Here is a 21,693-nt window from a genome sequence, read left to right on the forward strand (position 1 = left end):
ATTCTCCATGCGCCTTATTTAATCTTATACTTTAAACTTGTCCATTTCATCTACTAATTTTTTAGCTAGTTCTTCTAACCCTATAGCCATGTTAGCTATTTCTTCATTTCCCATATTCATTTCCTGAATAGATGATGCAATTTCTTCAGTAGCTGCTGACACCTCTTGGGAAGAACTAGATACGCCTAGAACTCTATCACTTACCATTTCTTTTTTACATATTATATTTTTCACTTCGCTATTAATATTAGTAATTTTAGGAACCATATTTTCCATATCATCTATAACATGTTCCATAGCATTTATTGAATTAGTTATATTTTCAACTCCGCTATTCAATACATTTTCCATGTTTCCAGATTCTTTTAACATATTTGTTGAATCATCTGTTATATTAACTATTAATTCATTAATTTTTTCAGCGGATTCTTTACTCTGTTCTGCTAATTTTCTAATTTCATCAGCTACCACTGAAAATCCTCTACCTGAATCACCTGCTCTGGCGGCTTCAATAGATGCATTTAATGCTAATAAATTTGTTTGTTCAGCAATGCCATTTATAACAGTTATAATTTCTGTAATCTTATTTACGTTACCCCCAAGTTTATCAATCTTATGTCCAAATTCTCCGAAATCAGATTTGAGTTGATTAATCAGGTTTACTATACTGTTCATTTCATTCTTTCCTTTATCAGCTTTCTCTTTAGTATCATCTAAATCATTATATACTCTATTCACTTCCTGTGCTAACCCATTAAGATTATTTCCAAAATTATCGAATTCCTTACACACCGTCATCAAAGTATTACTCTGTTCATTAATTGTAGAGCTTATTTCCTCAACTGAAGCGGTAATATTTTCTGATGTTGCTGACATCTCTCCTGAAATATTTGCCAAATTATTAGTAGTTTCTTCAACTTTTGATGAAGAGCCTTTAAGAGTTCCTATCATATTTCTCATAGATTGAATGGTACTTGATGCTCCATTTACAATACCATCAAACTCACTAGTCATCTTTTGTTCAATCTTTCCAGTAAGATTTCCTTCTCCAATCTTCTCGATTTCATTAGAAAGTACTTTTATCTTCTTTGTTAATAAGAATATAATAACCATAATAATCAACATTATTAAAACAGTAAAAATTATCAATATACCAATAATTTCAAGTTCCACAATACCAATTCGCTCTATGATATTTTCAAATTTATACCCTGCGAACCAAACACCAATAATCTCACCTTTAGGATTTTTTATTGGTTTATATCTAGCTACTACCTTGTGTCCTTCAACATCTACAACATCTTTATATTCTTCGCCTTCTTTTATCACAATTGTTTGTACCTCTTGTGATAATTTTGTTCCGATGATTCTCTCTCCGTTATTTTTTATATTTGTGGCAACCCTTGTATCATTTCTAAATATTGTAACCATAATATCATCTTTCAAGTAGGAATCTAATTTTTCGTTAATCCTCTCTTGCTTCTCCATAGGATTATTTCCTTTATACAACATTCCATCTTTAATGTTCCAATCACCCTCATGCTGTTCATCAAATCCGTTATAAATTATATCTGTATATATATTAACTGCCTCTTGCTCTGCTTCCATAAACTTATCAGCTATAATCTTTGTCAATACTGCCGCCTGAATAGATAACAAAATAAAGAATATGGCAATTAATCTAAATTTAAAACTCCTAAAAAACTTACCTTTCATTGTATAATCCTCCCCAATTTCATTATGCAGGTTATATTATACTACAAAAAATGGGTTATTTCATAATTTTTTTCAATAAAGAATTTTTTTTCATATTTTGCATTCATATTTTACTTAGTCAAGTAGTAAAAAAATAAACTATAGATATAAATCTAAAGTTTATTTTTTTCATGGACTTTTAAAATATCTGATTATGGCATTAATCTGTTTTTGTCCCTAGTAAACATGGTAGCTTCTCTCACATTCTCAATACCTAAGAATGATGCTGTTATTCTCTCAAGCCCTATTGCCAAGCCTCCATGTGGGGGCATTCCATATTTAAATGCACTTAAATATCCTTCAAAACTTTCTGGATTTAGTCCCTTCTCTATCATTTTCTCTTTTAATACTTCATAGGAGTGTATTCTCTGACCACCAGTTGTTATCTCCAATCCTCTGAATATAAGGTCAAAACTCTTTGTTTCTCCATTTGGAGCAGGCATAGTATACATTGGTCTTTTCTCCTGTGGATAATGAGTCAAGAATATAAAATCACTTCCATATTTCTCTTTAACATATTCACTTATGAGTTTTTCTCCTTCTGGGTCAAGGTCTCTCTCAAGATTTGTTTTATTATACTGAGTTTTTAAAATCTCAATAGCTTCACTCAATTTCATTTTCGGTATTTCTTCTCCTATAATAGGAACATTAACATCTAAAAGTTCAACTTCTGCCTTACATTGTTTACAAATATTATGGATTAGATATCTAATTAATCTCTCTTCTAACTCCATTATCTCATATTCATCTTGTATAAAACCCATCTCAAGGTCAAGGCTTATAAATTCATTAATATGTCTTTTAGTGTCATGACTCTCAGCCCTATAAACGTGACCTATCTCAAACACCCTTTCAAACCCTGATGATACCATCATTTGTTTGTAAAATTGAGGACTCTGAGCAAGATAAGCTTTTTCATTGAAATATTTCACTTCAAATAATTCTGTTCCTCCCTCAGTACCTTCTTTTACAATCTTAGGAGTAAATATTTCTTTGAAACCTTCTCCTCTAAGAAACTCTGCAAAGGACTTAGAAATACACTCCTGTATCTTAAATATTGCTGCAACCTTTCTATTTCTAAAACTTAGTACTCTGTTGTGTATCATCACATCCAATGATGCTTCAATATTTTCTTTATTTACCTCCATAGGTAATTCATGATTCACTTGACTTAACACCATCAAATTACTAACTTGAATTTCCACCTCTTCATTCTTAGCACCACTCTCAGTTACCTCTCCAGTGATTTCTATTACACTCTCAACTCTTACACCTTTAATATCGATTTCTTTTGTATTGACAACACATTGCACAACTCCACTTCTATCTCTTAAAAATAAAAATGCTATTTTTCCCAGTTTTCTCACTCTATGAAGCCATCCTTGTATTCTTACCTGGTTTCCTATATTCTCATTTAAGTTTTCAACTAATGTTCTATTCATTTAAATCACTCTCCATAATTATTTTGTATGATTCAAATTCCGGAATTTTATTTGAGTAGTGGCCAACTACTCATTTTTTATAATATTTTTTATAATAAAAAAATCGCCTCTATAAATTTAGAGACGATTTAAGTTCACTTATATCGCGGTACCACCCTAATTAACTAGATTATCGAATTATTCTAAAGCACCTTTGGTTGCCTCACAAATAAAATTAGTACACTCCTAAAAAATAAAAAAATCTCACTTCAGTTAAGAAGTGAGATAAATATCCACGGTACCATTCTTATTAACTATTCCATAAAATAGTTCTCTTGGATCATCTAACGGTGATTAGCCGCGTTACCCTACTAACTGTTTCAGATAACAAGTTCCAGGATGTCTTTCAAAACTATACTTCTTATGGGCTCCCACCATGCTCCACTCTCTCGTAAGGTTGTAGTTTCTACTCTTCCCTTCATAACAATTGATTTATTAATTTATTAATTTATTAATTTATTACATTATATTGTAATGTCCATATGTTGTCAACCATTTTCTCAAAATCTTTTGAATCTTTTATACTATCCCCTAGTTTGTCTATCATATCTATTTGTTTTTACAGTCCTTTTTCTTTAAGTATTTATCTATATCTTTAACCATATTCTCTGGCATTTTTCTTGGTACTGGGAAAACATATGCATTAATGATTTTTTCACTAAAATCCTTTACAAAATTCATTGTTTTATAAAGATATTTTGGTGAAAGATAATCTAAAATATCATAACGACTATGTATTTTTGTTGCACCATTTGCACCAAAACGTCCAAAATTGACTACTGGTATTCCTTTATCTGCAAAAGGAATACAATCACTAGAATATATACTCTGCTTTACTGTTATAGGAAAACACACTTCTTTAGAAAAATACTCTATCATATTGCATAAGCTTTCATCACCTGTTACTAAGGCTTTATCCTCTCCAAGTATCGCACCTGCAACATCAACATTTATTCCGAATTTAATTGCTTCTAATTCTGATTCATGACTTTTCACATAATCCTTACTTCCAAGTAATCCACGTTCTTCTGATCCAAACCATATAAATCTTATAGTACGCTTAGGTGGATTTTCTAAGTAATGACGTAAAAGTTCCATAATAATAACTGAACCTGCTCCATTGTCATATACCCCTTTACTAAATGGAACACTATCGTAATGTGCCATAATAACTACTACTTCTTCTGGATAATCTGTCCCTTTAATATCTGCAATAAGATTATGTGACTCAGCTTCTCCTTCTTCTTGTAAAACAGTTATACGTACTTTACTACACTCTAACGCAACCATTTCTAGCGCATCTTTAACTCTAACATTAACCCCAGGAACTTTTCCAAACTCTAAATGTTTTTCTCTAAGCATTCTTTTTTCAATATCTGTTTTCTCTTCATCATCTAAAACTGTTCCACTAAAAGTTATAAATCCAACTGCTCCAGCCTTAATTATATTTTCATACTTTTTGATTGTTAGTCCACCATTTATAAGTACAATTTTGCCTTTTACATTCACTAAATTTATAGGTTCAGCTTGCTCTACATATTCAAAATCGGCAGTTAACCCTTCTTCTTCTGTGTTACCTGAGAAACCCATTCCTGTAACTGTATATTCTTTATTGAACGGCTCTAAAATTTCTAATTTAGCTTTTTTCATATTATAGCAGCTTACTTTAAAAGGTTCTAACTTACTTTCCACTCCTAGCGAATTCAATTTCTCCCTTAGAATATTAGCAGCTAACAACTCTTCTTCTGTTCCACTAGTTCTTACGAATCCTATTTCTTTTAATAATTCAAATTGTCTTTCTTCAATATTTTTCATATGCAATCCCCCAATATGTAATTATTTATCAAAATCAGTTAATTATATCATATTTGAACTTGCCTTAGCTTTATATTCTTAAAGATTTATAGCTTACCTATATACAACCCGTGCAAACCACAACCAACCAAGCTGCTTTCTTCACACGTTAATAGATGGTACTCCATCCATTTCTCAAACTCATCATCCTTAAATTCATTAATCTTTGTTGCTAAGGTGCTCATCATACCATCTGTAGTAATATGTTTCTCTTTATTAACCTTTAACTTATCCATGATTCCTTCTATCTCAGAATATGAAGAAAAGTAGAATACATCTTTCTCATTTCCAAACTCTCTACCTGTTTTATATATGTTAATTAACCCTTGGTCATTTATATTATTTTTATCTCTTCCAATCATATTAGCAAACACTGCATATCTATTTATATAGGCCGCCATGAATACTCCATTGGGTTTTAATACTCTCAAGCATTCTTCAATACACCTAGCTCTGCCTTCATTATCACTTATGTGGTATAAAGGACCCAAGCATATCACAGCATCAAAACTGTTTTCTTCAAATTCTCTTAGGTCTTTCCCATTGCCAACAACTGCTTTTAACTCTACATTTTTTTCATTAGCTTTATTCCTTATCTCCTCAACATGTTTAGGTACAATGTCAACTGCTGTAACATCAACCCCATTTGAAGCCATATGAATTGAATATCTCCCAGTTCCTGCTCCAAGATCTAGGACGTTCATTCCTTTTTTCATAAATTCATCTAAATACTTAGTTGTTGTAATAAATTCAATTTGATGTGCCCTATCTTTTATTAACCTGATATCTTCATTATATCGGTCATAATATCTTACTATATTATCCATTTTAACTACCGCCTCCTCACAAACTCTAACTATTTACCAATAATTTCTATAGTCGTTAGTTTCAAAAATTCAAATTTCTTTTCCAAATATCTGTCAATAATTTCATAAAACAACCTAGTTGTTTTCTCCTGATCATGAATTAATATTATATCAGCTGTCTCATAACAATTTAAGCTCCTGCCTTCATAAGGAACGTCTTCGTCTATTCTGTGCAGTATTGATTCCTCCTTGTACATTCCATAAGGAGCATCTTTCACATCTAGAAAATACTCCATCTGATCAAAGGTACAACGTATATCAATACCCTCCATTAAAGTCTTATCAGAGAAGAATTTGATATTAATCCCCTCAAACTTTGGCTGAATATAACCTAATTCACTTAAAAATTCTTGTATTGATAACCTCTTATCATTCTTCTCATAAACTGACCATTCACATTTGGGTTTAGACCATTTTCCCTCATATGCTTCTGAGTTTAGATCTCCACCCTGATCAAAATGAGGAAATCTGAAAAGCTTCATTGGCCTATCAATATTGCTCTTTATATAAAGCTCTTCGATTATATCATCTGTCTTTTTTATAGAGTCTTTGCACTCTACTAAAGTCATATTTGAAAAGTATTTGTGATTAAATGAATGATTTCCTATTATGAACCCTTTTCTTATAGCATAAATCACATCTTCTTCATATTTTATAATATTTTCTCCTATACAAAAGAAAATAGCAGGTATGTTCCTTTCATATAGATAATCTACCTTTTCTCTAAAATCCTTGCTAGGTGCATCATCGATCGTTAAATAAACTTTTTTCGTAAGCATATCAAATCTCCCCCCTAACTTTATTTCGCCTTTAAATATTTAAGAAAATACAGTGTTAAGTCATCATTATTTTCACATTGTGTGTATGGTTCTAATTGCTTTCCTTTATACCAAACTCCTGTACCATCAGGTACATATCCTCGTTTTACATACATTCTTTGAGCAGTACCATATCCAGAATGTAACCCTACAGACAAAGATACATAATCACAGCTTTCTTTTGCTAGAGCTTCTGTTACATCCATGATTTTACTCCCGACACCTCTTCTTTGGTATTTAATAAGCACATTAAAATCAACAATTTCAGGAATATTCTTATCCGAAAATGGTCCAACTTTTGTATTTGGAAACAATGTAACATAACCTACAACGTGTCCCTCTATTTCAGCAACAATAACTTCTATTTCATTATTCAACTTCTGATTATAATAATTATTAAATAGTTCATATGATTTATGCCAATTTTGCTCTTTAAATCCAGCTACAAAGTCTTCAATATCACTTTCTATTATTGAACGTATAAATAAACTATCATCTTTATAATAAATCATTGTTATCCCTCCAAATCAATATATCCCCAATAGTCTTGTGGTGAATTACTGTGTTCTGCCAATCAGGCATAAAACGAATCAAGTGCTTTTTTAAAGTTAAAATAATTCATCAAGTAAAATATAATAATTTATCTTCTCATAATTTGGTTTTATATCTATGAGCTCGAAGAATAAATCTATATATTTCTTATTTTGAAGATTATGTTCTAATGAACGCATACACAAAGCAATATCCTGCCATTTATCAGCTATTCCTGCGTCGCCTAGGTCAATAAACCCTGTTACTTTGTTATTATCAAAAAACACATTAGGCAAACAATAATCTCCATGTGAAAAAACAAGTTCCTCATCAGGTTGATTTTCAACCAAATAATTATATAATTCTTTTGGAGATTTAAATGGTGTATTTTCTTCCCAATCACTCATATCTACTTCATTATTTTCAACTCTTTTTTTCGCAATATTTAATTTATTTTTTAAGGTAGAATCAAATGGACACTCTGCAATATCTACTCCCTGTAACATTTTAATTCCTGTTGCTAAAAGTCTAACTAATTTTTCAGGATCGTTAAGATATTTCTCCGAACATGCCATTTCTCCAATGGCCTTTGTCATAAGAAGATAATCATATCCTTGTTCTTTGAACTGAGTAACAATTTGAGGGGTAGGCAACCTTTCTTGTAGCCACTGTATCATCTTTTTTTCATGTTCAAATTCAGTACTTGACTTTTGTACTTTTAAATACAACACGTTATCGTGATTTGTGAAACAATATACTGATGATTCTGAACATCCAATCGTGTCCCTAATACAGGTCATATCTTTAATATATTTTTGAATTATCTTTGGAAATTCATTATCTTTCATTTATCTCACCCTCATATAAATACACTGAAGATATCTACCTTCAAATTCACTGTAATAAGGTTTGTCCACAAATCCCTTTTCCACTAAGTATTCGTTAATAGCTCCAAATATAAGATGCCATAATTCTAAAGCTATTTCATTCTTATCTACACCATGTCTCACAGCTGTTATATTTCCAAGCCTATAGCTCATCTCATTAAGAATATCTTTAAGTGTTTCATATATTTCAGAACATATGAATTCTGCAATCTTATTAAAAACTTCTTCATGATTCTCAGTAAATATTGGTACGTTTATAGTTATTTTTTCATTATTATCTGAATTCACATACCCAAGTCCCATTGAAAAACTTAATAATTCTTCATGCTTTCTCTCATTCCCTTTAATATTCCCCGTAGCCAAATGAATCATATAATCACCTAACTCTTTAGCTAATTCATTATTTCTTTTACCTATCCATTTAGTATATGCCTTATTTAATTGTTCAACATTTTCAATGTTATTAATTGCTCTATCTACTCTTCTAAAATATCTAAATACATCATTTCTATTCCCATCACAGTCACCAAAACTATTAAATCTATATCCATCTATCCACACATTATTGCTGCTGCATAATAATTTATTACTAAATTTATTTAATAACTTGTGATCTTCATACGCATAAAGAATGAAATCTCTATTTCCTTCATTAACTTTACTTATTTTAAAAAGCCCTTTTTTACTAAAATACTCTAATGCAACTCCATCAAATGTATAATCACATATAGCATGATAAAACTTCCTCTTCACTGATACCTGATTGAGAGATATTTCTTTTTCCCTAAGAATATTATTGAATTTTTCTTCTAAACTTATAATTTTATTTCCGATTTTCTCTCCAGCATAATTTATAAAATCTTGAATATTATCAATATCATTAGTTAAAAACAATGTGAAATTAATAGCATAACGTTCTTGTTCATTTACTTTTATAGCACCTATTCGCTTAAGATCTGAAATCAGCACTAACAAATCTTCACTATCTATAGATAAATTTTCGTCTAACTCTTCTACTCCTTGGGAAAATGGTTCTCCCTCAGCAATAAAATATATTAATTCATCAATTCTATTATTTTCATAAACATACCTTGGATTAAATTTATCGTAATCACCGGGTTCTCCAAATATAAAAAAGTTAAGCTTTTTCATGTTATCATCCTCTTTTCATTATAAATCCATTTCATATACCCAGTTAGTTGTTTCTAACTTTATAAGCTTATACCTCTTAATTCCTCAAAATATGCTCTCACGATATCTTTCCCTAACTTCCATACATTTGCATATTGATTTCCTAAGGTCATTATCTTAACATCATACTCTGGAATATACATTGAGTTCGCTACAACTCCTGCATTTATCCCTTCCTTGATAAAATAATATATCTTATCACTTTCTTTATTCATGGTAAATTCAAATACATAACCATTCATAACTTTTCTTTTACTATATTTTCCACTATTAATCTTTGGAGTTATCATCTCCATAGTCATTTGCTCACCTAATAACTCTCCTTCTAATAAGGATTCATAAAATTTAGCTAGATCATCTACAGTTGAAAGTACGCCTCCATCGGGTGATCCTATAGGAGGATATGAATATATATTCTTCCTAAATCCACCAATATTACCTTTTTTATCTCTCACTCTAACATATCCTTCTGCAACATTTTCAGCAATCCCATCCATACTAAAAAATCCTGTGTTATCCATTCCAACTCTTTTAAATACATTCTCTGTTACATAATCCCTATATTTCTTTCCAGTTAATTTTTCTAAAACTAATCCCAAAAGAATAAAAGCACAATTATTGTATCTTACACCTTCTCCTGGTTCAAAATTCTGCTCTTTATATATAAAATTAGGCAAAAAATCTTTCAGTTCTCTAATTGAATAGTTAGGTTTATCTATAAAAAGATCTTCATAATTTTCTCCTGCCACCTCATCAGCATCATCTGCCATTCCTGCTGAGTGAGTTAATAGATGAAATATATTAATTTTTTTGTTAAGCTTAGAGTTCTTTATATCTAAAATAGCTAGTACCTTATCATCAAATGAAAGAATCCCTTTTTCAATAAGTTGTAAAATTGCTACAGCAGTAAATAACTTTGTTACAGACGCTGTATCAAATTTAGTATCTATCTTATTTTTAACTTTAAACCCTCTATGGGCATATCCATGTGCTTCTCTATATATTATTTCTTCCCCTTCTTTAACAAGTATGGTACCAGAGAATTCTTGTTTGCTAACAAAATCTTCAATTATTCTCTTTATATTTTCTTTTCTATCCATGAAATACTCCTCCTTATTTACAATAATCACTCTTTAGAATAGCCATGATAATTCCATCAACTAACTCCCCTTTAATGAAATCTCTCTCTCGAACTAATCCTTCTCTAACAAACCCGCTCTTTTCTAGTACTCTCACAGACCTATCATTTCCTGGAGTAACAAATGCTTCAACTCTATTTAAGTTCATATCACATAAAGCAAACTTAACTAACATCTTTATAGCTTCAGTTGCATATCCCTTATTCCATTCACTTTTTTTTATGTCATACCCAACCTCACATCTTCTACTTGAATCCTCAAAGTCACCTAAGTTACAAATACCAACCAACTTACCATTTGCTTTATTGAATATTCCCCATGTAATCTCTTCTTTTTCTTCATACTCTTCATCATAATGATTAATGAATTTTTCGGTTCTTTCCACTGTGTCTATTGGTTCAAACCAATCATATTCAGCCACATCTGAATCACTCAAAATCTCATAAAGTTCTTCTTCATTTTCACTTTTTATCCTGTCTAATTTAATTCTTTCCCCTTCAATTACTGGAAACTCCTCAAAGACTCTCATATTTATTCCAATACCCAAATAAATCCCTCCATCTATTGAACTAAATTATTTGAAAATTGGATCATAAACTCTAGTGAGCTTATGATCCATTTATTTGTTACATGTATTCCCCAATATAACTTTTGATAATATCTTTTCCAAGCTGCCAAACACCTGAATATTGATTTCCTAAGATAGCTATCTTAACATCATAATCTGGAATATAAATGGTGTTAGCTACAACACCAGAGTTTATTCCATCTTTTCTGAAGTAATGTAATTTATCACTATCACTATCCATCATAAATTCAAAAACAAAACCATTCTTCACTTTAAGCTTTGAGTATACACCTTCATCAATCTTTGGAGTAATCATCTCTTTGGTCATTTGTTCTCCCAGTAATTCCCCATTGAATAAAGCTTCGTAGAACTTCACCATATCCTCTACTGTTGTAAGTGCACCACCCTCTGGTAATCCACAAGGAGGATATGAGTATATATTCTTTTTCCATCCAATGATGTTCTCATCTTCATCTAGAATATCCACATAACATTCTGCCACATTCTCTACAATATCATCCATGCTAAAGAATCCACTGTTCTTCATATTCGCTCTTTTAAATACATTCTCTATTACATAATCTCTATATTTCTCACCTGTTAACTTTTCAATAACCAATCCAAGAAGGGTAAATGCACAATTATTGTATCTTGTCCCTTCTCCTGGTTTAAAATACTGCTCTTTGTGAATAAATAGAGGCAGAGTATCCTCTAATTCTCTGATTGAATAATTAGGTCTATCTTTAAATAAATCTTCATACTCTTCTCCCGCCTCCTCATCAGCATCATCTCCCATACCTGATGAATGAGTCAATAAATGGAATATCTCTATCTTCTTATTTAAGTTAGAATTCTGAATATCCAATATATCAAGTACTTTATCCTCTAATGAAAGAACTCCCTTTTCAACAAGTTGAAGTATAGCAATAGCTGTAAACAACTTCGTTACTGATGCACAATCAAACTTTGTATCAATTTTATTTTTAACCTTAAATCCTCTATGAGCATAACCATGAGCATCTCTATAAATTATCTCATTGCCTTCTTTAACAAGAATCGCACCTGAAAACTCCTCTTTCTTAACAAATTCACTTATTATATTTAATATGTTATCTTTTCTCCCCATTTCATAATCCCCTTAATATTTAGTGTAGTACATCTTACACCGACTTATTTTGCATCATTTATACATAAACTATATAATCATTGTACTGTATAATTTAATTACTATAACTAAGTCCACATTTTAAGAATTGTGTTTTTATATCCTTAACACTTAAAGTCATTCCAATTTACAGGGGTAATTTTTTTATTTTCCCAATCTTCTCTTGTAATTCCGTAACCAATGGTATCGTATACTTCTCCATTCCTACACTCCCATGCCTTTCGATAGTGAGATTCTTTTACAAAACCACATTTATTGAATACACATCTCATTGCGTAGTTATCCTGTCTTGTATCCCCTTCTATTCTATTAGTATCTGTATAATTATTGAATATGTAGTTAACTAACCATTTAATGGTTGTTGTTCCTAACCCCCTACCTTTGTATTCACTTGAAATTCTTATATCAAACAGCGGTGCCCCATCGTCTAGGTCATAAACCCTCAGCATGCCCACTCTCTTATCATCATCTGAAATAACCCAAAATGTTTTGCAACCATCCCCAGTATAATACTCATTATCGTAAGCCGCTCTAATTCTATCCGGATTAACGTTAGGTGTTGCATGGAATTCCCAAGTATTAGATGTCATGAATTCTAATAAATCCTCAATTTCATTTTTAAATTCTTGAAAGCGTATTTTCATTATTTTATTTCCCCCTCATAGCGATTATCAATATTTTACAATTGTGTACTTCACATCTTTTCATATAATTTACCTCTTAGTATCTCTAGCTGATTCTTTAACTCCTTAATTCTTAATATTTCTTAAATTTATATCCTAACAAATCTACCTCTTCACTTTTATCAAGGGTCTTATCATAGTTTTTTCTTAACTGAATCATATTCAAATGATCAAAACCTATCTCCTGATAAAATTCAATAGCTCTTGTATTTCTAGGAATTACATCAACAAACATGGCTAATATCCCTTTATCCTGTAGCATCTTGTCCAATTCATTCATTGCCGCTTTTCCTAATCCTTTTCCTCTGAACGCTTCTTTAATATATAAATCTTCTAGCCAAGCAGCATTATGCCCTCCAAATTTAATATAGAAGAATCCAGCAAGTTCTTCTTGATGAAGAATCTTATATATTTCCCCTTCTTCATTCCACTCATTTACAGTTTCAAGTGATTCTTCATCTGTTTGGTAGAACTCTTTTCTAGCCTTTGTAAGTTTTCTATGATAATTCATAAGCTCGGTTATCATCTTTGCTATGTCTAACTTTTCCTTTTCATGCATTTTCTCTATTTTTATATTCATCTCTATTCCCTTTCTATTTCATTATCTATTCAAATAAAACATACTTCTTTATGAATTATCTCTTAAATGACCTAATAATAGTAATCATAATTATTTCCCCCACTCAAAATTTTCAATAGTATCTCTATATAAAGCTTTTCCTAAAGCCAACCAACTCTCTGAACTCATTTCTTCTATAGAAATCATGTGCTTCTTCCGATGAAATCAAATCAATTCTAGCACTTGGAAACTCCTTGTGGCATGCTTCAATAAGCATTCCTCCAATTCCTCTCCCTCTTAACTCTTTCTTTATCATAACCTCAGCAATATATGATGATATAAACCCATCACTAATTCCTCGTAGAAAACCTATAATTTCCCCATTTCTCTCAATTACAAGAGTAATATTGGAGTTTTCCCATGCTTTTATAGCATCTTCTTCTCTATTAACAAATGTCATCCATCCCTCTTCTTTATACAATTCTTGAATATTCTTAAAATCATCTTTTTTATATTTCCTAATATCTAAACTGTTCACTCTATTCCACCTCTATTACTCATTGAAAATATTCAAAATTATGCTGCATGTTAAGTAATAAATTAACATACACATGCAGCATACATCTAATTACAGCTCTACTTCTTCTTTAAATATCTTCAACTTCTCTATCATCTATTCTTCTATCATTGAATATAATCCAATCTTCAAGCACTTCCTCATTTTCTCCATTAGCTATTTCATTAAAGAAATTTCCAAATACCCCTACGTAATCAGTTGTTGAATCTGCAAATGATAATCCGTCCCCTTTTGCCATCATATTCATTCTATCTTTTTTCGTATTATATCCAACTGAAATCATGCCTTTAACTTCAATCTCAATTTCAGTTTTACCGCATTTATATTTTTTCAAGTCCCCAACCTTATCTTTAAACTCATAGAATGAATCTGAAGTTTTTTCTCCTTGTTTAATAAATACAGCTCTTTCGAAATTAGCGCTTATATTTTTATTTGAATTATTTGTCACTTTATAAACACACTTGATTACAGGAATATCAGCTCTTGTTAAATACATATGCTCAATTTCAAGACCTTTGAATTTCTCATGTTTCTGGAATATAACTGTACTACTAATTCCTCTCCACTTATTATTGAACTCATCTTGAACTTCAATAAATTTCACATGAACTTTTTCTTCATGATAACTGCTCAATGATACCCCTCTAGGAACCATACATACTCCACCACCCCAAGGATTGTACCAACTCATTGCTCTCTTATTTGGATAAGAACTTTCTAGCCACTCTTCTCCATTATATTTTATAGAGAATAAACCAGCTGAAAATTCAGGTGATGCTTTCATCTCAATAATTCCGTTAGAGAAAATAAATACTTTTCTGCCTTCGTCTTCTTTGATCATCTCTTTTATTTTACTAACTCCACTATTGAAAATAAGCTTTTCTTTAGAAATAATCTCATTGTCAAAGTTTCCTTCTATCTGAATATGGTTTATTCCCACATTTAGTTTCTCTAGCTCAATTTTCTTTGAACCTTCTCCTTTGAAATCAATTTCCTCACAACATGTCGTTTCTCCATTAATTGAAATTTCCACATCTCCATTTAGTTGTGCTTTTCTATAATTATTAACATAAACATTACTACTTACATCACAAAAAACATTACCATCATCGACAGAAAAATCAACTGGCTCGATTTTTTTGAGCTTCGGTAGATTATCACATCCCATTGCTACTTTTCTAAGCTCCTCATAATTATCAAAAGCATTATTAGCCATATATATTGAAGGAGTTTTAACAACACAATTTTTCAGTAACTGCAATTCCTCTACCTTTTGCTTAATCCTATAATTATCTATAGAAATTTTAGACTCTTTGTCCCACCACATAGCTCTTGTTCCTTGAAAATCTGATGAGAAAATCCAGTTTTCAGAAAGTTTCTTATCATCCCATAACCATATTCCAATGTCAACATTGTTTCTAATATCAATAAGTTTATTGTCATAAGCCATATATCCATTACTTGCATCGAACCATGAACCATTAACCATAGATATATTCTTTATTTCTGATGCTACATTTTGAATCTCATGATAAATTTCTAAAGTACCATCATCCTCTAATCTCATAACTCTTGTTATCTTAATATCTTTAAAATCATCAGACTCAAATTTTGCTCTCATAACTGAAGCCGTTTCCTCAATATGATAAGTTACCTCACTAGGCTTTTTCTTAGTAAATTCCTCAGTATATGGTACCCCTAATGATGGGCAAGATACCTCTGACCCTAAAACATTTTTCTTAAATTCCTTAACAAAAGAAGAATTATCAAACTTTTCTATTCCAGCTAAGAATCTACCATTAGATATAAAATAGTTATTTTCATCTTCTCCACCAAACTTACCTATTCTTCCTCTGAAAGCCATCTCAAGCTTCTTCTTAAACATTACTTCTCCAGATAATGTTATAACTTTTATATCTACCTCATCATTTACATATCCACTTTTTATGAATTTCACTGGTATCCTTAAGGATTTCTTTTCCTTACTATCAAGTTCTAATTCAACATCTCTATTCTTGAACTCAACATAATCATTTACTGGCAAAGAAAATCTCATTTCAACCTTCTCTTCAAAGCTATTCTCAAGATCTATATATGTGAACTGCTCAATATTCTTAAAAAACTGTTTATCTTTAGTATCAGTACTCATTTTCACAGGGTATACAGGCTCAATTCCAAGGCCCATAACTACTTCTTTTCCGTTAATAGTAACAATATTTTTTACTAAAGGATGTGTTATCCACTCATTAACTCTATCTTCAAGTTCTCCTACATGGAAAGTTCCCATTATATATTCTCTATCCGAAACACAAACTGTTTGCTTAATCTTATTTGTAATTTCTCTGTCATTTACCCCTGCAATAGAGATTTCAAGTTTATTCCCACTCTTGTTTATGATTTCAAATTCAATTTCGTAATCTCTTCCAAATATCAACTTCTGTTTACCCAAAGAACATCTAATCAAGTAATCATCAGATTCAATTTCTTTAAGGACTCTACCCTTTCTCTCAAACTGAACTCTTAGTTCTTTATTATCATTTTTCCATAGGTATTCATAGAATTGAAACTCCCCCTCTTCAATACCATCAGGTTTTACTTCTATATCCATTTTTCTATCCTCATACCAATGTAACTCTTTGAAATACTCCTTAAGAGCTTCACTATTCATAACATAAGGTAGAAAATTCATCAAATGCACTGATTTATCATTCTTCTCCCAGAAGAATCCAGACTTTTTATATAAAGGAACTGCCTTTAAGTTTCCTGCCCAAGTAAACAGATCAAGTCTTGGCCACTCACTCTTCATAGCCTCTTCCACCACTCTGAGAATTAATTTTTTACCAACCTTCTTACCATGATAATCTGGTCTTACATTCAGCAATGGTATATAGCTTGTATTTTTATCGAATGCATATCTAGCAAAACTACATGTACCTGCAACTTCATCTCCATTAAGAGCTACAAACAAATTAATATCTGTACTATTTTTTACTTCATTTATAATATCCTTTGCTGTCTTTACTGATGTATCTCCACCCCAATTTTCTCCACTTCTATTCCACATATCAGCTATACTAGAAGCATATGCCTCACTATATTCTACTATTTCAATTTCTTTCTCATTAAATAACATAAATTTCGTCATCCTCCCCATTTTCAGAACTTAATTCTATTCCCAATTTCATCACTACACTTCATCCAAAAAAAAGTAGCTTTGAACTTTTAATTCTCCCATTGAAATTTTTAAGAATTTTCTGCATTTTCATTTTTTAAAACTCCTTTCAAAATAAATAAAAGTCACATAATTAATATGCAACTTTCAAATTCAAAAAAAGCCGCATAGCTGCGGCTCAAATAACATTATTAAGTTTTATAAATCATTTTAAAATGTTTAGATATCCATTGAACTCAAGACAGCAGACCAATAATTATTTAATTTTCTTAATGCAGTTAATTTCAAATTTGTCATTATATTAGTCTCCTTTCTTATTTTCTTTAAATATCTATTATAGTTATATTATATGATAAATAGCACTTTATTACAAGTTTTTTTATTCTTTAGAGTTATGTACACTTTAACCTTTGTCTCTAATTGTAAGAATATTTCCTTCTCCTCTTTTAACATTCTTACCTTGATGAACTAAAACTTCTTTATCTTTAGGTAAATTTGTTATAACAATAGGTGTTACTATCGATGGAACCGTATTCTTGATTTCATGTAGGTCAACACTCATTAAAGGATCCCCTTTCATAATAGTTTCACCTTGCTTAACATATGTTTCAAAACCTTTTCCTTCCAATTTAACAGTATCTATTCCAAAGTGTACTAATAACTCAAGGCCATTTTCAGCTTTTAACCCAATAGCATGTTTTGTACCAAATACCATAGCAACTGTTCCATCAATTGGAGAAACAACTTCACCATTTTCAGGTAGGATAGCAAATCCATCTCCCATCATTTTTTCTGAAAACACCTTATCAGGTACATCCTCTAATTCAAGTAATTCTCCATCTATAGGTGAAACAATCTCGATGGAATTCATCACTTTTTTATCTATTTTTTCTGCTGTCTCTTCAATATCCATTTTATCTATTTCTACTTCTTCCCCTTTAGGAATTTTTCTTTCCATTATCTTTTTCATTTGAGTTTTTATAATATCAGATTTCGGTCCAAAAATTGCTTGAATATTATTCCCTACTTCTAATACTCCTGCTGCTCCAAGTTTTTTTAATACCCCTTTATCAACATTCTCAATATCATTTACAGTTATCCTTAATCTAGTTATACATGCATCCAATTTATCAATATTCTTTTCTCCTCCAAGAGCTTTTATTATCTGCACAGGTAAATCACTTTTTTCAACCTTCTTATCAGTATCTAATAATTCCTCCTCTTTTTCTCTGCCGGGAGTTTTAATATCAAATTTTCTAATAAAAAATCTGAATCCAAAGTAATAAACCACTGCGAAGCAGAGTCCAATAGGTATAATCAACCATGATTTAGTTGATAAATTCCAATATAGAAGATAATCTATAAATCCTCCTGAAAAAGTCATTCCTGCTTTAACACCTAATATATCCATAAGCATAAATGATATCCCTGCAAAAATACAGTGAATTCCATATAATAATGGTGCTATAAATAAAAAAGTAAATTCAATAGGTTCAGTTATTCCTGTTAAAAAAGATGTTAATGCTGCTGATGCTAGTATCCCAGCTACAAGTTTCTTTTTCTCAGGTCTTGCTTCCTGATACATAGCTAATGCAGCGGCTGGTAATCCAAACATCATAAAAGGAAATTTTCCTGTCATGAAAGTACCTGCTGTTGGATCCCCTGCGAAAAACCTAGCTACATCACCTTTTACCACTTCACCTGCTTCGGTTATGAAAGTCCCAAACTCAAACCAGAAAGGTGAATAGAATATATGGTGTAATCCAAAAGGAATTAAAGCTCTTTCAATAACACCAAATATAAATGCAGATATCCCCTTACTCTGATTTAATACAACATCCGCAAGCTTATCTAATCCAAGCTGTACCGTTGGCCAAATAAATACTAATATTAGTCCGAGTAAGATTGCACTTGCAGCAGTTACTATAGGAACAAACCTCTTCCCTGCAAAGAACCCCAAAAAAGACGGCAATTCAATGGTATAAAACTTTTTATATAGCATAGCCGCTACAATACCCATGATTATTCCACCGAAAACCCCAGTCTGTAATGTAGGTATACCAAGTACCTGTGCTAAACTTGGATCGCTATTTATAATATCTGGATCAGTGGGAACTTTAGCTACGATCCCAATTGTTACATTCATTATCAAAAAACCAACTGTAGCTGCAAGTGCGGCAACCCCATCTCCATCTGCCAATCCAATAGCCACCCCAATTGCAAATAATAGTGGAAGATTAGAGAATATAATTCCTCCAGCCTGTTCCATTAATGGTATTCCTAATACATTTGCATGCCCAAGACCCAGTAATAAACCAGCTGCTGGAAGGATCGCAACAGGTAACATCAATGCTTTACCAACTTGTTGTAATACTCCAAAAGATTTTTTTAACATATATTCATCTCCTTATCTTTTGTGTTTTTATAAAAGTATTATTCCCTCACTTTATGAAAAAAATTAGTTATACTAGTAATGATTTTGCATATTCCTCATACTTTAAGTCATATTATTTAAAAGAGGCACATTCAAAAAATAAACTAGCCATCTTGCTCGTCCTTTTGAATACTTTCTACGTTACTTCATCACTTACATACATTAAGTATGCTTGCGATAAAGTGCCTTGAAACTATTCAAAATTACTTCGTAATCTGACTAGTTTATTTTTTTCATATGCCTAAAGAATCTGTCCTATAAGGAGTTGTATTTATGATCGATTTTATATCTAATGAAGAACTAATGCTAAAAGTAGATTCAGTTCTAGAAGCACACGGTTACTCTGAATTCAAACTACTTTCTATTCTTCTTCAAGTTCAAGAAATCATCCCAGGTAACTTCATACCTGAAGAAATCTCGAAATATATAAGCAAAAGAATTTCTGTACCTTTAAGCAAAACCTATGAAGTTATTACTTTTTTTGAAGCTCTTTCAACCCACCCTAAAGGAAAAATCCTAATACAAATATGTAAAAGCCCTGTATGCACTGTAAATAAATACAAGGATGTCCTTGAACCAATAGAAAATGAATTAGGAATATCCGTTGGCGAAACCAGTGAAGATGGTCTTTTCACCCTTCAATACACTTCTTGCTTTGGTGCATGCGATATTTCTCCTGCAATACGTATAAACGACGAGGTTCATGGCAATCTTACCAAAGACAAGATTAAAGATATTATCAATTCCTATAGGAGGAAATTTCAATGATTGATAAAGTAGATTTCTTTAAAATTAATTTTGGTAAATATGAAATCAACGATATTGAAGGTTATAAAAAACTCGGTGGTTTCCAAGCCTTAGAAAAATCCTTAAATAACGGGAATGAATGGATTATAAATGAATTAAAATCTTCTGGTCTTCGTGGACGTGGTGGTGCTGCTTACCCCACAGGGAAAAAATGGTGCCAAGCATCTAAAGTTATTTCCTCAGAAAAAATTATTATCTGCAATGCTGACGAGGGTGAACCAGCTACTTTTAAGGATAGATATCTAATACAATATGAGCCATACAGTATAATAGAAGGCATGATAATCGCAGCTTTAACAATTGGGGCAAATAAAGGTTATATTTACATCCGTGAAGAATACAAATATCTTCATAAACAGACTCAATGCGTAATTGATATTTGTAGAACTAATGGTTACTTAGGTCATAATATTCTTAACACTGGTCTTGATTTTGATATTGAACTTTTCTCTGGAGCAGGCGCTTATGTATGCGGGGAGAATTCTTCCCTTATTGAATCCATGGAAGGTAGAAGTGGTCAACCAAGACTTAAACCTCCATATATAAAACAAAGTGGACTTTTTAATCTTCCTACACTAGTTAATAATGTAGAAACCTTTTCTGCTGCAACCTCTATTTTAAGAAGAGGCGCAAAGGACTTTACTAAATATGGTACATCCCATAGTAAAGGAACAAAGCTAATTTCTCTATGCGGCAATGTAAATAAGCCTGGAGTTTACGAAGTTCCCTTCGGGATAACCTTAAGAGAAATAATATATTCATTAGGTGGCGGAATATCAAATAATAGAAATCTAAAATTTATTCAACTTGGTGGTTCCTCTGGAGCATTACTACCATCCGCCTTAATAGATGTAAAATACTGTTACTCAGAGCTAGCTGAATACGGTGCAAGCATTGGTTCTGGAGCCATACTTGTTGTTGATGATTCCAATTCATTATTAGATTTTCTAATATCTACAGGTGAATTTTTTTGGCATGAATGTTGTGGTAAATGTGTCCCTTGTAGGGAAGGAAATCGTCAACTTTTGAAACTACTTAATAATTTCAAAGTTGGAAAAGGAACTCTTGTGGATTTAGATACTATGGAAACCTTCTCGCATGTTATGAAAAATGCTTCATTTTGTGGATTAGGGAAAACCGCTCCAACTTCATTAATTTCATCTTTCAGATATTTCAGAGAAGAAATGGAAAATTGGGTCTAATAGG

18 protein-coding genes and 1 other annotated feature are annotated in these 21,693 nt (G+C 31.4%); of the genes, 2 read left to right on the forward strand and 16 right to left on the reverse strand.

The genetic code is table 11. From position 1 onward, the window contains the following. Positions 1-24: 24 nt before the first annotated feature. From KDK92_RS02075 to ptsG, 16 genes are all read right to left on the reverse strand, one after another. Positions 25-1,716 carry a methyl-accepting chemotaxis protein gene (locus tag KDK92_RS02075; RefSeq protein WP_250857376.1) on the reverse strand — a complete coding sequence of 564 codons (1,692 nt, stop codon included), beginning with the start codon at positions 1,714-1,716 and terminating at the stop codon, positions 25-27. Positions 1,717-1,907: 191 nt separating this feature from the next. Next, positions 1,908-3,197, reverse strand: coding sequence for an aspartate--tRNA(Asn) ligase (gene aspS / locus KDK92_RS02080; RefSeq protein WP_250857377.1), 1,290 nt, complete (start codon positions 3,195-3,197; stop codon positions 1,908-1,910). Between the two features lie 252 nt (positions 3,198-3,449). Next, positions 3,450-3,667: a binding site (T-box leader), on the reverse strand. A gap of 118 nt (positions 3,668-3,785) precedes the next feature. Continuing rightward, positions 3,786-5,051 (reverse strand): M28 family peptidase, encoded by a 1,266-nt coding sequence (locus KDK92_RS02085; RefSeq protein WP_250857378.1) that lies wholly within the window; start codon positions 5,049-5,051, stop codon positions 3,786-3,788. An 86-nt stretch (positions 5,052-5,137) separates the two neighbouring features. Continuing rightward, a complete protein-coding gene (locus KDK92_RS02090; protein WP_250857379.1) occupies positions 5,138-5,917 on the reverse strand; it encodes a class I SAM-dependent methyltransferase in 780 nt (259 codons plus the stop codon). 29 nt (positions 5,918-5,946) lie between these two features. Then, a complete protein-coding gene (locus KDK92_RS02095) occupies positions 5,947-6,735 on the reverse strand; it encodes a polysaccharide deacetylase family protein (RefSeq protein ID WP_250857380.1) in 789 nt (262 codons plus the stop codon). 20 nt (positions 6,736-6,755) lie between these two features. Beyond that, a complete protein-coding gene (locus tag KDK92_RS02100; protein WP_250857381.1) occupies positions 6,756-7,286 on the reverse strand; it encodes a GNAT family N-acetyltransferase in 531 nt (176 codons plus the stop codon). A gap of 96 nt (positions 7,287-7,382) precedes the next feature. Then, entirely contained in the window at positions 7,383-8,153 is a 771-nt protein-coding gene (locus KDK92_RS02105; protein WP_250857382.1) for an APH(3') family aminoglycoside O-phosphotransferase, read from the reverse strand. After that, complete coding sequence (locus tag KDK92_RS02110) at positions 8,154-9,344, reverse strand: hypothetical protein (protein WP_250857383.1); 1,191 nt, start codon at positions 9,342-9,344, stop codon at positions 8,154-8,156. It abuts the gene before it with no gap. A 59-nt stretch (positions 9,345-9,403) separates the two neighbouring features. Then, a complete protein-coding gene (locus KDK92_RS02115) occupies positions 9,404-10,483 on the reverse strand; it encodes a serine hydrolase domain-containing protein (RefSeq protein ID WP_250857384.1) in 1,080 nt (359 codons plus the stop codon). Positions 10,484-10,496: 13 nt separating this feature from the next. Continuing rightward, positions 10,497-11,069 (reverse strand): GNAT family N-acetyltransferase, encoded by a 573-nt coding sequence (locus tag KDK92_RS02120; RefSeq protein WP_250857385.1) that lies wholly within the window; start codon positions 11,067-11,069, stop codon positions 10,497-10,499. Between the two features lie 79 nt (positions 11,070-11,148). After that, on the reverse strand, positions 11,149-12,216 hold the full coding sequence (locus KDK92_RS02125; protein WP_250857386.1) for a serine hydrolase domain-containing protein: 1,068 nt from the start codon (positions 12,214-12,216) through the stop codon (positions 11,149-11,151). Positions 12,217-12,359: 143 nt separating this feature from the next. Then, positions 12,360-12,899, reverse strand: a complete 540-nt coding sequence (locus tag KDK92_RS02130) for a GNAT family N-acetyltransferase (protein WP_250857387.1) — start codon at positions 12,897-12,899, stop codon at positions 12,360-12,362. A gap of 112 nt (positions 12,900-13,011) precedes the next feature. Next, complete coding sequence (locus KDK92_RS02135) at positions 13,012-13,518, reverse strand: GNAT family N-acetyltransferase (protein ID WP_250857388.1); 507 nt, start codon at positions 13,516-13,518, stop codon at positions 13,012-13,014. Between the two features lie 124 nt (positions 13,519-13,642). Beyond that, entirely contained in the window at positions 13,643-14,035 is a 393-nt protein-coding gene (locus KDK92_RS02140) for a GNAT family N-acetyltransferase (RefSeq protein WP_250857389.1), read from the reverse strand. Positions 14,036-14,144: 109 nt separating this feature from the next. Then, entirely contained in the window at positions 14,145-17,207 is a 3,063-nt protein-coding gene (locus KDK92_RS02145; protein WP_250857390.1) for a GNAT family N-acetyltransferase, read from the reverse strand. Positions 17,208-17,649: 442 nt separating this feature from the next. After that, positions 17,650-19,641, reverse strand: a complete 1,992-nt coding sequence (gene ptsG, locus KDK92_RS02150; protein WP_250857391.1) for a glucose-specific PTS transporter subunit IIBC — start codon at positions 19,639-19,641, stop codon at positions 17,650-17,652. Positions 19,642-19,953: 312 nt separating this feature from the next. On the opposite strand from ptsG, the gene KDK92_RS02155 reads away from it, so the two are divergent. Together KDK92_RS02155 and KDK92_RS02160 are read left to right on the forward strand one after the other, a co-directional pair. Then, positions 19,954-20,448 carry an NADH-quinone oxidoreductase subunit NuoE family protein gene (locus KDK92_RS02155; RefSeq protein WP_250857392.1) on the forward strand — a complete coding sequence of 165 codons (495 nt, stop codon included), beginning with the start codon at positions 19,954-19,956 and terminating at the stop codon, positions 20,446-20,448. Continuing rightward, positions 20,445-21,689, forward strand: a complete 1,245-nt coding sequence (locus KDK92_RS02160) for a complex I 51 kDa subunit family protein (RefSeq protein ID WP_250857393.1) — start codon at positions 20,445-20,447, stop codon at positions 21,687-21,689. Before KDK92_RS02155 ends, KDK92_RS02160 begins: the two co-directional genes overlap by 4 nt. Positions 21,690-21,693 lie beyond the last annotated feature (4 nt).

Source organism: Oceanirhabdus seepicola, from assembly GCF_023684385.1.
Classification (GTDB): domain Bacteria; phylum Bacillota; class Clostridia; order Clostridiales; family Clostridiaceae; genus Oceanirhabdus; species Oceanirhabdus seepicola.